Raw genomic sequence first — 16884 nt, 5'->3', positions numbered from 1 at the left:
CATAGACCTCCTTCTATGAGACTTTTCCTTTCATCTTTTTGAGGATTTGTCCCATAGACCTCCTCTATGAGACTTTTCCTTTCATCTTTTCAAGGATTTTGTACCATAGACCTCCTCTATGAGACTTTTCCTTTTATCTTTTCAAGGATTTTGTCCCATAGACCTCCTCTATGAGACTTTTCCTTTCATCTTTTCAAGGATTTTGTCCCATAGACCTCCTCTATGAGACTTTTCCTTTCATCTTTTCGAGGATTTGTCCCATAGACCTCCTCTATGAGACTTTTCCTTTCATCTTTTCAAGGATTTTGTCCCATAGGCTTCCTCTATGAGACTTTTTTATCGTATTCTTAGGGATATATCCATTGCATTGCCCACTAAAATAGGACTCTACAAGAAAAGCTGAGTCAAAAAAACCGTTTAATAAACGACCTTTTGAGTCAGCCTCTTTTCTATTATTCAATTTAACTTCTTTTAAACGGCCACCAGTTGGCTGCCCCAAAGTTTTTCACCATTACAGGAATAAACAGCGGAAGCATGATAAACGCGTAAAGGAATAAACCAACAATGATGATAGCGGCAATTTGCAGCAGCGAGAGCATGCCAGAAGGCATCATCGCAGCAAATGTCCCTCCCAAAATAACCGCAGCTGAAATAATTACTGTACCCATTTTTTTCATGGCAAGAAGCATCGCTTCTGCAACAGAAAGATCTTTGTACTCGTTAAATCGGTCCATTAGGAAAATACTGTAATCGACACCAAGGGCAACAAGAATAACAAAGCCGAAGAACGGAACTGCCCAGCTAATGCCGCTGTAGCCAAGCATATTGACAAATATAGCTTCATTGATTGCCATTGATGTAAAGTACGTAAGAATTAAAGAGCCAATAATATACACTGGCATAATAATTGAACGGAATAAAAATACCAAAATAATCGAAATTCCGACGAGCATGAGAACAACCGTACGAGAATAGTCTTGATCAGACATTTTGCTTAAATCAGCGTTTGTACTCGTAATTCCGCCTACTGCCACCACTGCATTTTCTAACTTCGTATCCTTTGTTGCTCTTTCAACAGCATCTTTTATTTCATCAACCTGATTGATTGCCTTATTGGAATATGGGTTCGCTTTAAAGATAACATCAACCGTCATCACTTTACGATCTTTTGACATATACGTGTCAAACACTTGAACAAAGTCTTCACTTTCCAATACTTCTGAAGGCAAGTAAAAGCCATCCATATTTTCGGATTTAGACAATCCAGCAAGGTAATCCTGTGCAGATTCTAATCCTTCAGAAACTTTATTCAATCCTTCCGCACTTTGGCCGAGGCCATCTGTTAGCTGGCCGATTTGGCCGCCAAGATCGCCAAAGCCTGCAAGAAGCTGTTTCTGCCCATCATTCACACTATTTAATCCATCTGTTACCTTTGGCATATTTTTAATAATCTGCCCTTGCCCATTGGCAAGCTGATTAAATCCGGCTTGCTGTGCCTCAATCCCTTTAATTAATTGTTCCAGACCTGACGCCAAACCGCCTTGGCCGCCCATTGCTTTTTCAAATCCGGTGTTGGCTCCAGCCATTCCTTCAGTTACTTTAGCAAGCCCTGCATTTAATTCATTTATATTGGCAGACAACCCGCCAAGCTGTTTAAGCAGCCCTTGTTCTCCTGATATCGTTTGCTTCATCTTTTGATATTGGTCATCAGCTGATAAGTCTGTATACTTATTTTCCAAATAACCATACATCCCGTCATTTGCCTGTGCAATTCCAGCAGATAAAGCAGACAATCCTTGACCGACTTTTTGATAATTTGCTGTAATCGTTTGTAAGTTCCCGTGTAAGTTTTGATATCCTCCAAGGAGTTCTTTATAACCAGCAAGTAAATCCTCCGCACCTTTTTTAGACTGGGCTAAACCTGCTTTTATATCATCAGACCCTTTTGTCCCCTGACGAATTCCGTTTTCAATCTTTGCTAGATTTGATTGAATTTCTTTTAACCCTAATTGCAGTTCACTCGTTCCAGAAATTAAGTCATTAATCCCATTCGTAGCCTTCTTTAATTCTGGCTCTGATTTAGATAATTCACTGCCGGCCTCGTTTAAGCCTTCACTAATCTTATCGATTCCTTCTTTTCCTTCACCCAAGCCCTCTTCAAGCGTTTCAGCCTGCTTTGCAACAAAGAAGTCCTCGATTGGCTCACCTGTTGGTCGTGTTACTGAACGTACAGTATCAACTAAATCAACCTTTTCTAACTCTTTACTAATTTTTTCAGCTAACCCAATGTACTCAGCTGAATCCATCTCTTCATCATTTTTAATAACGACTTGTGTTGGCATGGATTCACCCGGCCCAAAGCTATCTGCAATCGCATTAAAGGCTTTTATAGAATTAACGTCGCCACTAATTTCCTCTAATGAATTATAAGATAGTTCTCCATCATAGGTAACTAGGAAAGGAACACAAACGACAGCTACAATAAGCAAAGCTATGAAAGGACGGGCTAATGAAAATCTGCCAACTACACCCCAGATTTTGCTCTCACCATGCTCTGCTTTACTTTTCGATGGCCAGAAGAGCTTTGGTCCTAATACAGCCATGAAAAATGGAACAACTGTAAATAACGCTACAAGCAATAAAGCTACACCTACTGCTACTGCTGCAGCCGATTGATATAAAATAAACTGAGAAAATCCGATCGCTGCAAACCCGATCATAACTGCTACACCGCTAAAGAATACGGTACGCCCTGCATTGCGGTAGGTTGCAACAATTGCTTCAGCAACACTTTCACTTTGTGATAATTCTTCTTTAAAGCGGCTAAGCAATAAAATACAGTAATCCGTACCGATCCCAAATAAAACAGCTACTAAGAAAATTTGCGTGTAATTGGAGAGCGGAAAATCAAATCGATCGACTAAAAATGAAACGATCGACTGTGAAGCAAGATATGACAATCCAACCGTCATTAAAGGAATAATTGGAGCAATGACCGATCTAAACACGAGCAATAATACAGCTAAGATAAAGACAACAGTAATTCCCTCTGTTTTCTTTAATCCCTCTTCCGAACTTGCCATTAGATCTTCATTTATCTGCCATTCACTTGTATAATAGTGGTCTACTTTTATGTCTTTTATGGCTTTATATAAAGCATCATTTACTTCACTTGGTTCACGGTCATTCCAGTTAAGGGTGATGGAGGTAAGAATTGACTTTCCATCCTCTGAAACTAGCTGATCCTTTAAAGATTTTTCATTGAAATGGGTTAGGATTTCTTTTATTCCTAAATCCTTGTCTTTTTCAAGAATGCGGATCGCTTTTTCCGCTTCCTTCATATCTTCTGCTGTCAGTTTTTTTTCATTATGAAAAACTAATGCAACTTGAGTTTCATCTCCTCCTCCCTCTTGCTTGGCTACATCTGCCATTATTTCCCCTGCAAGGGCGGAAGAGTATTCATCAGGTACACTAATCTGTCCTTTTTCACGGACAAGCTCTGCCATGTTTGGCGCAACCATAAATAGACCGCCAGCAATAACGATCCAGGCAATGATGACTATCCACTTATTTTTTATAATTTGATGCATCCTTATTCCTCCACCTTGTAGTCTTTACTCTCTATTAATATTTGGTTCAATTTTTTGTATGTCTCAAGAAATTGCTTAATTTCCTTAGGATCAAACTTTTTAATAAAAGATTCGACAAGTTTATATATCCGTTCCTCACAATCTACATACAGCTGATTTCCTTTATCCGTTAATGTAAGATATACCACTCGGCGATCCTTCTCATCACGTGTCCGCTCAACCAGTCCCTTCTCCCACATTCGGTTGATAATAGCTGTTATGGCACTCTTTTTCACATCAAATTCTTCAGCTAATTCAGATGATGTGCATGATTTAGCTTGACTAATATATCTCAATATATAATGCTGGTCATTTGTAAGATCACTGCCAATTTGATCCCTAATGAGCGACTCGCCTTTTCGATGGACTGAAAATGACAAATCAATATATTGATCTATTAGTTCTTGGATATTTTCTAACAATGTATTTCTTCACCTCGTTTAAATTTAATTCTATTGATTAATTATTCAACTAGTTAACTATTAACGAATTTAACTTTACTAAAAAGAGGGCTTTTTTGTCAATAAAAAAAACGAACCGCCAATCATCTGGACAGGTTCGTTTTGAATCCGCAAGCTCTTATTAGTTTTCGTTATTCAGTTTTTTATTGCGTGGTTTTGGTCTATGAAATAACCCGAGTTCCTTTTTCTCCTTTGATAAAGAGCGATAAAGAGAAATCATCATTAGCAGCATGATAAACGAAAACGGAAATGCTGCTGCAATTAACGCATTTTGGAGTGCTTGCAGCCCACCGCTATACAGTAGAATTAAGGCAACAGTTGATTGCGCAATTCCCCATGTTAATTTCACTTGATTTGGCGGTGTAAGTGAACCATTGGTTGTTTGCATGCCTAGTACAAATGTTGCTGAGTCGGCAGACGTAATAAAAAATGTACTAACAAGGATTATAGCCACGATTGATAAAACCATTGACCATGGGAATTGGCTAAAGACAGCAAATAAAACTTCTTCCGTCGCATATTTCGTTAAATCAACCGTACCTGCATTTTGTACCTCAATGGATGAGGTCCCAAATACCGCAAACCAGAAAAAGCTAACAAGAGCAGGGAGCAATAACACGCCGATGATAAATTCCCGTATGGTTCTTCCTCTCGAAACACGAGCAATAAATATCCCAACAAACGGCGACCATGAGATCCACCACGCCCAATAAAAGATCGTCCAATTATTAATCCATGTACGATGCTCTTCATTAAGAGGGGCGATACGAAAACTCATTTGAATGATATTTTGAATATAGCTGCCAATGGAATCTGTAAACATATCAAGGATCAAAAGCGTCGGTCCGGTGATAAACATTAATATCAATAATGCTACAGCTAACAACATATTAGCATTGCTTAAATATTTGATTCCTTTTCCCAATCCAGACCAAGCGGAGATCATAAATAGGACCGTTACAACTGCGATTATTATAAATTGAACAAAGAAATTACTCGGGATTCCAAACAAATAGGATAATCCCCCATTGATTTGTGCTGCTCCAAAGCCTAATGTTGTCGCAACCCCAATCACAGTTGCAAAAACAGCCAGGACATCAACAACTGTTCCTGCAATTCCATCCATGCTTTTACCTAACACAGGCTTTAAAGTTGCTGAAATAAGCCCTGGCTCCTCTTTACGAAATTGAAAGTAGGCTAATGCTAAGGCTACTAATGCATAGATTGCCCATGCATGAATCCCCCAGTGAAAAAACGTATATCTCATTGCCTCTTTATTGGCTGCAGATGTTCCCCCTTCGGCTAAAGGCGGATCGATGAAGTGGGATAACGGTTCAGCTGCACCCCAGAATACTAGTCCGATTCCCATTCCAGCACTAAACAGCATCGCAAACCATGAAACCTTTGAAAACTCGGGCTTTTCATCTGACTTTCCTAATTTAATGGCGCCAATAGGGCTAAAAATAAGAAAAAGACAGAAAACGACAATGATGGTTACTAAAATGAGATAATACCAGCCAAACGCGGTTGTAAGAAATGCTTGTAAATTACCTGTTGCCTCTTCAAAGCTGTTAGGAGCGGTCGATCCAAAGATTACCGCAGCAAGAACAATTGCAATTGAAATCCAAAAAACATTCGATACCCTCTTCATTAGAATTTCCTTTCTGTTACAAATTGTTTCTCTTAGTATGCATACAATCTCTTATATTTAGTATGGGATGAATGATCTTTAACAATCAGAAATAAAAAAAGGGCCTGCTCTCCTATTAGGATTGCAGTGCCCTTTAAGTTCCCATTGATCGATGAACCTCATTTATTTTCAGCTTAGAAATATAAGCAATCTTTTCCGTCCCATTGAAATAGGCTAAATACGTTTCACCGGACGATACAATTTTTGTTATTTTTTTTAAGTTAACTAAAAAAGACCGATGGGTTTTATAGAATTGCTTTGGCAGCTTCCCTTCAAGCTCTTGGAGGGATTCTGATGTTTCGAAAAACCCGTTTTTCGTATGAAGAATCGTTTTTCGCCCTTCTTTTTCTGCATAAAGAATGTCATCCACTGAAAGATATAGGAAGGTGTTATTAGATTTGATTACTAGCTTGTTTACCGTTTTCTTTAATTGATTTGGGCCGCTATTCAATTGAATGAGTTTTTTCGCCTTTTCCAAAGCTATAAATAACCTTGTCCGCTCTATTGGCTTAACAATATAATCCGCTGCCGAAATATTGAATGCTTCCACAGCGAATTCATCATAACCCGTTGTGAAAATAACCTGTAATGATGGCAGCCTTTCTTTGCAAATCTTAACTGCCTCCATCCCATTTAAACCAGGCATATTTATATCAACAAGTACAATATCCGGCTGTTCCCTCATGACTAATTGAATGAACTCTTCTCCATTTGATGCTTCCTGAACAACCTCGTATTCCGAGAGCAGCTGAATAAAATGGATCAATATCATTCTCGAAGGGTGATCATCATCTGCAATAATTACTTTAAATTTCTCCATTCGCATCCCCTATTAAAACCTGCATATGATTTATCGTTATCAAATATAAAAATATTATTCCTATATGACTTTGCACATCCAAATAGAATAGCAGGCATGTCAAAAATTGTCCAACCCTCAACTTGATTCTTCCAAAAAAATAGGTATTTATAATCACTCAAAAGGATTTTGTGAAAAAATACCCTAAGATGTCTTTAATTCGTTTTAAGCTGTCTCTAAAATAGTTCAAACTGCCCCTTTCCCTACTCCTCATGCCTTTTAAGCGTTCGACAGAATATGGGATAAAAGTTACATTAATTATATTATTTAACAACAAGATCGCTTGGAAATAGAGGGATAAAAATGAGCATTGATATGTTAACACGCATAGAGGAACAAATCATTGAAAGTGTTTATCAGCCTATGTGGAACTTAAATAGCTGGAAGGTCTTTGGCTATGAAGCACTCCTAAGATTTCCAAATGGATTTTGCAATGGGAATATCGAAAGTGCATTCGAATTAGCAAGGGGCAACGGCTGTTTATATGAATTAGACACTAAGGCAATCAGACATGCCATAAGCTGCTTTCCTTTCGATCGGTTAATAGATGAACTGTTGTTTATTAATATTTATCCCTCAACAATTCTTCATGAGAACTTTGAAGAATTCATTCATCTATTGCTAAAAAACTTCCCGCATATTAAAGGAAAGGTTGTCTTTGAACTTAGTGAAACAGATAAGGAAGATCTTATTTGGGAACTTTCTGATTTTAAAGAGAGATTAGCGGTTATGAAGGATTATGGATTCCGCATTGCCATCGATGACATTGGAAAAGGGGGAGCATCCTTACGCAAAATTATTGAGTTTTCACCCCATTTTATTAAGCTTGATCGGTATTTTGCCAATAACCTCCATAAATCGAAGGAAAAGCAACAAATGATTGCCCTTTTGCTTCAATATTCAGAGCAAAAGATGGAGTTGATTTTAGAAGGGGTAGAGAAGAATAAAGATTTAGCTCAGGCTATTGCTTTGAATGTTCCCTTTGCTCAAGGCTATCTTTTAGGAAAGCCAGAAATGATCTAAGTGAGGTTCATAAAAGATACTCGTTTCGTCGGTATAACTAATATATACAAACGGAATAAACCGAAAGTTTATAAACAGAAAAAATCCAACTTATTTATTTCAGTTGGCAATATATTTTTTATTTTTTTAAGAGGAGGCTTTTACGTGCGAAAGGTTTGGTCAGATGATGAGCTCCTTTTTCTAGAAGATACTATTGGAATGTATAAAGTGTCTACCATTGCTCAAAAGTTAGAGCGTTCTTTTGAATCTGTTCGAGTAAAAATAACAAGATTAAAAATGTCTAATACAAGACAGCATACAGGTCTTGTTACAATAGGTGAATTAGCAGCCATATTAAAAGTAGACCGGGCTACTGTAAGAGGATGGACAAAAAAACATGGATTGCCCTATACCCAAAAAATTACTAGACAATCAAGAAAGTTCTATTTTATTGACCCAATGGATTTTTGGAATTGGGCAGCCCTTCATAAAGAAAAAGTACAGTTTTCAAATATAGAACCACAAACTCTTCTGCCTGAACCTGAATGGGCAGCAGAGGAGCGTAGGAAGGATACATGCATAACGAAGAAAAGAACGTATCAAACTTGGACAACAAAAGAAGATTACAAGCTTTTAGAATTACGTTCTCAAGGCTATAAATACAAAGAAATCGGCATGGTAATGAACCGAAGTGCCATTAGTGTTGAGCGAAGATACAAAAAAATCATCAACACTCCTGAATAGCAGAACTTGGGTTGGCACGAAAAAAATAAGCCTCGAACCTTTTCAGAATTTCTTTCCTAGCTGGTTTAGAAACTTTGGTTTGGCATTTTGGATTGAGCTATTAATTGCTCAGCCCATAGCCAGATTTGCAATAAAAGAAATAAACGCTATACATGCTAGATAATGAAAAACGCTTAAGGTATTTTGAAATTCCAAAATACCCCAAGCGTTTTTTTATTTTGTCATTTCTTTAATTATAAATATTTCGAAATTGTCTCAAGAAATGAAGAAATTTGAATAGGCTTTGTTACATACTCCTTGATCCCTTTATCTGTCGCTTTACGAATATCGTCCAGCATCGCATTTGAACTTACAACAATAACTGGAATGTGATTGGTATTAGGATTCCCCTTTAACTGATCCAACACATCAAAGCCATTCATATCTGGAAGATGTAAATCCAACAGGATGAGATCAAGCTCTTTTTCACATGCTATTTCTATTCCCTCTTTACCCGTCTCAGCTGTGTATAAGGTCATTCCCTGTTCATTCATTAGAATTTCGGATACTAGCTCTAAATTAGAAGAATTGTCTTCAATATAGAGAATTTGATAGTTTTCATCTCCAATGGATGACTTGTATGGAGGAACTGGCCCCTCATTCAATTCAACTATATGTGCATCTTCAATTGGGAGACTGAACCAGAAATCACTGCCTTTGCCTACTTGACTGCTAACCCCTATTTTTCCACCCATTATATCAACAAGCTGTTTAACTATCGCAAGGCCAATTCCTGTCCCTTCGATCGTATGATTATGGTCTAAGCGGTAAAAAGGCTCAAAGATTCGCTTCTGTTCTTCATTTGGGATTCCAATTCCGGTGTCGATCACATGGACAACCAAAAGCCCCTCTTTAAATTCACATGATAACGTAACTTCACCATTTTCCTGATTATACTTGATAGCATTTTCCAATAAATTCAACAGGATCTGTCTAAAGCGCACTTCATCTATACATACATATTTACCATCACACTCATGTGTTTTTATGATTTTAATGCCTTTTTTATTGGCTGATGGTCCGACTAAATTCAAACAATCATCGATCAGCATACTAAACTTTACTGTTTCATTCGTAATTTTAAACTTTCCCGCTTCGATTCTAGAAAGATCGAGTATTTCATTTATTAGATCTAAAAGATGTCTTCCGCCCTTTAAAATTTCCAGAACAAACTTTTTCTGCTGATCACCTAACAGCTCGTCTATTTCTAGTAATTGAGAAAAGCCCAATATGCCATTTAATGGCGTTCGCAGCTCATGACTCATTTTTGATAAAAATTCAGATTTTGCTAAGTTAGCCTGTATCGCTTCTTCTTTTGCTTTAATTAACCCTTGTTCCATTGATTTCCGTTCTGTGATGTCTTCAAATGTCCATAAATGTCCCCTGATTTCTCCATCCATTATGAATGGAAAATAGCTTCTTTTAATCATTCGATTATCATCCATTTCTATTTCATCAACAACCGGTTCTCCACTAGAAAAATGATTAAAAATTGTTTCCTCACTCTTCTTCAAATTTGAATAAATATATTGATAGCTTGGTGATTTTCTATTCCCTATAATATTCTTAATTGGTTCTTCAATCTTAAAGATTTGGCAAAACTGTCGATTTAATGCCGCGATGTTCCAGTCATTATCCACTACTAAAACACCAATCGGCAAACTATCAATTAGGGTCTTTCGTAAAGCCTGAGACTCTCTCAATTTAATTTGCTGCTTTTTTAGTGCGGTGATATCCGACATCGTCATTAGTACTCTTGGAATATCATTTCGGTCTGCTGGATTAATTAGTTTTGTATTGATGGAATACCAGTTCGTTCGGTTCTTCTTTTTGATCCCGATAATTTCTCCTGCTATTGTCTTTCCCGTTTCAAGTGTAATACCGATTGGAAGCTCCTCATTTAGTAATTGAGATCCGTCCTCCTTTACAAGAGAAAGTGTATGCTGATGGATCGTTTGCTTATGAAAATCCTCTTTTTTCATATTAAATATTTGATAGACACTGTCATTTAAACCAATATGCTGATCATCCGCCCCATATACGAGCACAGCCTCAGTCATCATATTCAAGATATTTCGGTACCATTTTTCATTGTCCTGCTGAATTTTCTCAGCCCTTTTCCGCTCCGTTATATCCATTCCTGAACCAATGACTTCAATAACTTCACCATCTCTAAATACAGGGCTTAGATAGATATAATAATCGATTCCATTTGCATTTGCCTCAAACTTAGTAATTTCCCCTTCCCAAGCTTTCTTATATGCCAGCAGACTTTTTTCAGCCTCTTTTAAATTAAGAAAATGGTGCAGTTCCTTTCCAATTACCTTATCTGGAGTTAGACCTACTCTGTAAAGTAATTCACCATCACATAGTGTATGAATAAAACGATTTCCAAGTTTAGAAAACTTAAAAATTAATCCTTGCTGCTTTTGTATTGTCTCTATTAATTCCCTTTGAGCTTTCTTCATCTGTTCCTTGTATTTGATTAATTCCGTATTATCCCTTGCCACCACAAAGATCCCAATAAGTTTTTTTTCAACAATAATCGGAACAAAGGTAATAACAATGGGGATCCATTTGTCTCTTCCATTTTTGATCATCACTTCAAAATCACTTTGATTCTTGTCCTGCAATTGAAAAAATTTATGTTTTACCCTCTCACTATCTGCATCATTAAAATAGGAAAAAAGATTTCTCGAAATAATTTTCTCTTTGCTTTCCTCTAACATCTCTATCCCTTTTGGATTTACGTCAGTAATAATGCCATTAACATTTACACAGAATACTAAATCCGGATTGTGTTCAACTAGCGATTTATAGTGAGCATGCGAAAGCTTATGGAGCCTTTCTGCTTTATTTTTATCAAGATAAGCTAAAAAAATTACGACAACAATCATAATGAAGACCGCTATCGCAAGCCCATAGCCTAAAGCATCTGTTGATATTTGGTAGGGAGCAGAGTCAAAATGAGTCATGTTCTCATCATCAAAAGCAGATGAGATTCTGTTTAACGTGACAGCGTGCATTGCCGTGTAATGCGTACCAATAATCCCACTTCCTAGTATGGCAGAACTGGCTGAAAGCTTTAGTACCCTCTGATTGGTCATTTTTTTATGAAAGAATACAAAGAGGGCAGTCCCTGATGCTAGTAAAGCTATGAACATGGACAAAATAACAAATAAAGAATTATAGCTCATTTCAACTTTTGTGTGCATGGATTTCATGCCGACATAGTGTATGACAATGATTCCAATTCCAAGGATCAATGTACAAATAAAAAGAGAAGAAAATTTCCTCTCCGAATAAGTAGCAATATAGAAACAAATGAACGAAACAGCCATTCCCAAAAGTAAAGTAAATGCATTCAGCTTTAGTTGATAAGTAACAGGAGCACGCATTTCAAAGCTAAGCATTCCAATAAAGTGTGTTGTCCATATCCCTAGGCCTAATATATAGGACCCCGTCAATAACCAAAATGCTTGATTATTCCCTTTTGATCGGGGGATTCGAGAGAAAATATTTAATGAGACATATGAAGATATGATAGCAATAAATATCGATAAAAGGACAAGCTTATCATTATATAGTCCAATGTGTGTCACTTAACCACTCCTTTTATTTCACCGCTTTCATAATATAGGATTCCTTTCAGTTAGACAATTGGTATTATATTACCAAAATCTGCAGTAAAAATACTCCCTGGCAAATATAAGGATACGTGCAGAGGAGATTATTCCTCCTACTACTTTTATAAGGAAATTTGCATTGACCTTGATGATTTCGGCTCAAGCTTCTCAATCCTCGTCAATTTCAAAAAGCTTCCAATCAATAAAAATAAAAGATGATACGTTTACGCAAGATATTTTCAGTGAAAATGATTTGAAGGATCAGGCAATCATTAAGTCGATTGCCTCTTTAGTGAAGGAATTGACTATCGAGGTTGTCTTTGTAGGTGTAGAAACACTGGAACAAAGTTCGTATTTTTTGAAGAATAACTTTTACTAGCACAAATGTATTACTATAGCCAATCACCTGGATTGAATAAAAAAAACGGCTTGTTTGTATCTTGCAAAGTATAGCTGAGTGCGCTCCTTGATTCATAAAATAACAGCAAATCCCCCAGTTACTTTCTGATTGGCGAGATTTACTGTTATTTTTAGTAAGCAGAGTTGTTTTTATTATATTGACTTTTAGCATACTCCTTTAGATCTCTAATCATTTCTTCTTGCTCTTGTTCATCCATTGAAAAATGAATGCCATAAAAGATGCTATTGAATGTGTTTTTCTTCCACATGACTTTCCCTTGTATGCAGTGTTCTAATTGAGATAATTTAAATTTTGCCGTAATCTTTACATCCTTTTGATTTGATATGGCGATGTCAAGCGGCAGGCTTAACTTCATCCCATTTGGGCTTAAATCAATCAGCTTTGCCTCACCTTTTGAAGTTCCAGCTATACTTCCATTATTCATATCATCAATCGTAAAAAAGACAGGTATTGGTGTTCCAAATGAAAAACGGAATCCCTCATCCCTCTTATATCTCATAAATTGTCCTTCCTTTGTCGCAGACCTTCTTTTTTACAAAAAAACAGGTCATTTTTATTCTAACTCTTCATGGATTTTACTTGGTTTCCTAGAATGAATGCCCGTACTTCCTCTGTAGAAAGCCCTAGCTGCTTCGCCTGAAGAATAAGAGCAATCCATTCTTTGTCTAGCTCTTTATACTGCACGTTCTTCATCGAATTCATCTAACTCTCAACCCCTATGATCGTTTTCCTCAGTTATTCTTATTTATGATTCCATTCAAGAATATATCAACAATCTCTTCGGCAAGTCTATTCGGCTGCTTTAAGCCAGGCAATAATTTAGTAACTGTCAAACGTTCAATGATCCCAACAAGACTTTCCGCAAAAATACACATATCAATAGCCTGACTAAAGTACCCATTTTGTACTTCTGATGTAAGATTTTCTTCAATTTGTATGGCAAGTTCCCTTTTCATCTCTTCGGCAATGGCAGATTCATAGAATCCGATTTTTGTTAAATCAGGATTTTCCTTGAAGAAGGAAAAAATTCCTGCTAAACCGTATGTAATCCGATCAGATAAAGAACTTAATTCAATTCCAGGCTCCAGACGGCTTTTCCTAGTGAGGCTAAATAAGTTCTCTCTAAATAATTCGACTAATTCCTGAAAAATCGCTTCTTTATTTTGAAAATATAGATAGAAGGTTGGCTGAGTCAAACCAGCTCTTTTTACTATTGAACTTACCTTTGTATCATGGTAGCCATTCTCTGCAAATTCATTTGCCGCGATACTTAGCAGGAGTGCCCTGCTTTGTTCTCCATTCGATCCCTTTTTTCTCCCTCTTTGACCCATTAATGACATCTCCATGCTGTAAATATTTTATATTACTCATGAGTATTATTATCTTATGAAACAACCCAGATAGTCAATATTTTTTGAATTTATCATTTTCTTCAACAGGTGGGTTTATACATTCTTGCATATCCATTGTAAGGCTTACCTTGTTTTTTTGAACCATTCTTATTTTGCCACATTTATTGGAAACAAGATACAATACGATTGTGTATCTACAGTATTTCACTATAATAAATATGGAGGTGATCAAATGGCACGTGAGCGAAAGTTTTCAATGGAAGAGTTATTCTCAGCAGCAAAAGAGCTTCTCCTTATACATGGATATGAAGGATTTACCTTTAGTTTGCTGGCGGATCGGTTGAGTGTCTCAAGAGGAGCATTGTACAAGTACTATGAGAATAAAGATGAATTAATAACCGACTATATGATCGCTGAATTGAATCAATTTTTAACTGATTTACAAAAAATTGAGCGCTATGATGGATTTGAGGAGCAGTTTGATTTTCTTATGAATCTTATCTTTGACATGCCTGAAGTTCAGCAAATGATAAAAATCGCTGTGCAAATTCCTGTAAACGTGAATGATAAGGTGAAAGAAAATAAGGCACATTTAGATTCGCTCCATTTGGATATGTACAAACACTTGCAAAGTTTTATTAACCTAGGCAAAAAAGAGAAGAGATTAAAAGCTCATATTGCTGATGGGTTAATTCTCGGGTTCATTTTTCAAACGATTGCCATTCCTAATCATTTCGGAGTTCCCCATTCCGAGTGGGTCGCATCCATTAAGGAAATTATCAGTCACGGAATGTTCACAAATAAATAATTGACACTTGTGTCACTTTTAAAAGATAATGACAGTGACAATCGTGTATTTTTTATTACCGTCAAAGTGACACAACTGTCACCTTCTTTATAAAGAAATAGGAGAGGAGTCAACAGATGAAAACAATTTTACAAGCGATTACCGACCGTGTCACAACGAAAAAGGGAATGTGGGTCACTTTATCCATTTGGTTAGTAGCCACAATATTGCTAGCCGTTTTTGCCCCAAACGTAAAGGATTATGAAGTTTCAAGGGTTGCTTCCCTGCCTGAAGATGCTCAATCCGTTATTGCACAAACTAAAGTAGACAAGTATTTTAAAGATAATGATGGTACTCCAGCCATTTTAGTCTTTCAGTCAAAAGAAGGTGAGGTGGAACTCACACAGCTGGCTGAGCTCTTAGAAAAAATTGAGCGAAAAAATATTGAAGGCGTCGAGCAGGTGATTCTTTTATCTGCCTTGCCGCCACAGGCCGCTGCCGGATTTTTCTCAGAAGATAAGACAACTTCTTTAATTCCTTTAACATTCGACTCTTCCTTGGAGACGAAAGAAATGAGGGATTCATTAAAATCTATTCAAAAGATCGTCAAGGAATCATCAAATTTAACCTTATATGTGACAGGACCTGCAGGAATTGCCACAGACTCGCTTGATTTATTTTCTAGAGCAGATCTTGTCCTCATTTTATCAACAGTAGGATTAATTCTTATCCTATTGATTGTCATTTACCGTTCGCCATTATTAGCGTTAATTCCGCTCCTTGCTGCTGTCTTTGTCTACGAGATTGTCATGCAGACACTTGGTTTAATGGGGAAAGCTGGATTAGATATTAGTAATCAAACGATTTCAATTGCATCTATTCTTTTATTTGCTGCGGTCATCGATTATTCCCTCTTTGTCTTTTCTCGTTACCGTGAAGAACTGAAGGAGCATGATGATAAGTTTATTTCGATGAAAGCTGCGATGAGAGAAACGGGTATGCCTGTTTTCTTCTCGGGCGGAACCGTACTAGCCGCCATGCTCGTATTATTCTTTGCTGGGTTGGGAGATTATCGTAATTTTGCACCAACCTTTGCTACAACCATGGCGATTATCATGCTTGCGTCGATTACACTTGTCCCAGCATTGTTTACATTATTCGGCAGGAAGTCCTTCTGGCCTAAAATTCCACGAGTTGGGGATGCCAAAGTAAAAACAAACTCTATTTGGAGTAAAATCGGCCGCTTTGTCGTGAAAAAACCTGGATTATCCGTAGTGGTCGTTGGAGCCTTTCTCCTTTTATCTGCAAGCAATATGTTCAATCTAAAATATGAATTCGATACAATGAAGTCTTTCCCTGAAGACATGCCTTCTAGGATGGGCTATGAAATTCTAGAAGAAAAGTTTGAAAAAGGAGATTTGGCTCCGACAACTGTATTATTCGAAGCAAAAAATGAGGTTAGTGATGAGCAGCAGGAAGCAATAAAAGCAGCACTTATGGATCAGCCGCTCGTCAGCAATGTTCGGATTAATGGAAAAACCGATGATAATAAGGCAATAAATTACAGCCTTACCTTCGAAGAAAGTCCGTATTCTGTTGAAACTATCGATGCATTGGAAACGATGATAGCAGATGCGGATCAGATTGTAGCTGACAGCAATCTAACCGGCGAGCTTTACTTCGCAGGAGAAACAGCCACAAAAGTAGATGATCGGTCTGTAAATAATAAGGATGTTCTCCTCATCGTTCTATTGGAAACAATCTTAATCTTTATTATGCTAATTGTATTGACGAAATCTATTAAAATGCCAATTTATATGATGGGCACGATTCTCGTTTCCTTCCTTGCCGCCTTAGGCTTAGGTATGTTCTTAACTAATCTGATTTTTGATATTGGCACTATCAGCAACCGAGTTCCACTATATGCCTTTGTTTTTTTAATCGCGCTAGGCATTGACTATAATATTATTTTAATTTCAAGATTCCAAGAGGAACGAAGAAAGCATTCTGTCAAAGAAGCTGTAGAAATTGCCGTTGCCAATACAGGCGGAGTCATTTCTTCAGCAGGAATTATCCTTGCTGCGACCTTTGCAGTCTTAATGACACAGCCCGTTCAATTATTATTTGTGTTCGGATTCATTGTCGCCGTTGGGATTTTATTAGATACATTCCTAGTCAGAGGGGTTTTATTGCCTGGTTTGATTGTATTATTTGAGAAGGATAAGGATAGCAAGAAAGAGACTGCAAATTAATTTCTGAGCCGATAAACCATGT

13 protein-coding genes are annotated in these 16884 nt (G+C 37.1%); 5 read left to right on the top strand and 8 right to left on the bottom strand.

Annotated features, from left to right (window positions below):
• Positions 1-461: 461 nt before the first annotated feature.
• From ASU02_RS11130 to ASU02_RS11115, 4 genes are all read right to left on the bottom strand, one after another.
• A complete protein-coding gene (locus ASU02_RS11130; protein WP_057763500.1) occupies positions 462-3590 on the bottom strand; it encodes an MMPL family transporter in 3129 nt (1042 codons plus the stop codon).
• A gap of 2 nt (positions 3591-3592) precedes the next feature.
• A complete protein-coding gene (locus ASU02_RS11125; protein ID WP_057763498.1) occupies positions 3593-4051 on the bottom strand; it encodes a MarR family winged helix-turn-helix transcriptional regulator in 459 nt (152 codons plus the stop codon).
• Positions 4052-4211: 160 nt separating this feature from the next.
• Positions 4212-5741, bottom strand: a complete 1530-nt coding sequence (locus tag ASU02_RS11120; protein WP_057763496.1) for a glycine betaine uptake BCCT transporter — start codon at positions 5739-5741, stop codon at positions 4212-4214.
• A gap of 133 nt (positions 5742-5874) precedes the next feature.
• A complete protein-coding gene (locus ASU02_RS11115) occupies positions 5875-6600 on the bottom strand; it encodes a LytR/AlgR family response regulator transcription factor (protein WP_057763494.1) in 726 nt (241 codons plus the stop codon).
• A 342-nt stretch (positions 6601-6942) separates the two neighbouring features.
• Here ASU02_RS11115 and ASU02_RS11110 point away from each other — a divergent pair, with 342 nt between their 5' ends.
• Together ASU02_RS11110 and ASU02_RS11105 are read left to right on the top strand one after the other, a co-directional pair.
• Positions 6943-7662: an EAL domain-containing protein gene (locus tag ASU02_RS11110; RefSeq protein ID WP_057763492.1), complete on the top strand. Its 720-nt coding sequence runs from the start codon at positions 6943-6945 to the stop codon at positions 7660-7662.
• Between the two features lie 144 nt (positions 7663-7806).
• Positions 7807-8385, top strand: a complete 579-nt coding sequence (locus tag ASU02_RS11105; protein ID WP_057763489.1) for a helix-turn-helix domain-containing protein — start codon at positions 7807-7809, stop codon at positions 8383-8385.
• A 233-nt stretch (positions 8386-8618) separates the two neighbouring features.
• On the opposite strand, the gene ASU02_RS11100 is transcribed toward ASU02_RS11105, so the two are convergent.
• Positions 8619-12026, bottom strand: a complete 3408-nt coding sequence (locus ASU02_RS11100; RefSeq protein ID WP_057763488.1) for an MHYT domain-containing protein — start codon at positions 12024-12026, stop codon at positions 8619-8621.
• Positions 12027-12189: 163 nt separating this feature from the next.
• Here ASU02_RS11100 and ASU02_RS11095 point away from each other — a divergent pair, with 163 nt between their 5' ends.
• Complete coding sequence (locus tag ASU02_RS11095; protein WP_057763486.1) at positions 12190-12429, top strand: EAL domain-containing protein; 240 nt, start codon at positions 12190-12192, stop codon at positions 12427-12429.
• Positions 12430-12580: 151 nt separating this feature from the next.
• On the opposite strand, the gene ASU02_RS11090 is transcribed toward ASU02_RS11095, so the two are convergent.
• The 3 genes from ASU02_RS11090 to ASU02_RS11085 are packed head-to-tail and all read right to left on the bottom strand — an operon-like array spanning position 12581 to position 13802.
• Positions 12581-12970: a PilZ domain-containing protein gene (locus ASU02_RS11090; protein ID WP_057763484.1), complete on the bottom strand. Its 390-nt coding sequence runs from the start codon at positions 12968-12970 to the stop codon at positions 12581-12583.
• 59 nt (positions 12971-13029) lie between these two features.
• A complete protein-coding gene (locus tag ASU02_RS25805; protein WP_082631764.1) occupies positions 13030-13173 on the bottom strand; it encodes an anti-repressor SinI family protein in 144 nt (47 codons plus the stop codon).
• Positions 13174-13202: 29 nt separating this feature from the next.
• Positions 13203-13802 carry a TetR/AcrR family transcriptional regulator gene (locus ASU02_RS11085; RefSeq protein ID WP_057763482.1) on the bottom strand — a complete coding sequence of 200 codons (600 nt, stop codon included), beginning with the start codon at positions 13800-13802 and terminating at the stop codon, positions 13203-13205.
• A gap of 253 nt (positions 13803-14055) precedes the next feature.
• Here ASU02_RS11085 and ASU02_RS11080 point away from each other — a divergent pair, with 253 nt between their 5' ends.
• Together ASU02_RS11080 and ASU02_RS11075 are read left to right on the top strand one after the other, a co-directional pair.
• Positions 14056-14631: a TetR/AcrR family transcriptional regulator gene (locus ASU02_RS11080; RefSeq protein WP_057763479.1), complete on the top strand. Its 576-nt coding sequence runs from the start codon at positions 14056-14058 to the stop codon at positions 14629-14631.
• Between the two features lie 116 nt (positions 14632-14747).
• Positions 14748-16862 carry an MMPL family transporter gene (locus ASU02_RS11075; RefSeq protein WP_057763477.1) on the top strand — a complete coding sequence of 705 codons (2115 nt, stop codon included), beginning with the start codon at positions 14748-14750 and terminating at the stop codon, positions 16860-16862.
• The last annotated feature ends 22 nt before the right edge of the window (positions 16863-16884 follow it).

This window comes from Cytobacillus praedii, assembly GCF_001439605.1.
Taxonomy (GTDB): Bacteria; Bacillota; Bacilli; order Bacillales; family Cytobacillaceae; genus Cytobacillus; species Cytobacillus praedii.
Note: the sequence above shows the minus strand (reverse complement) of the source record. Positions and strands in the feature narration are given on the sequence as shown.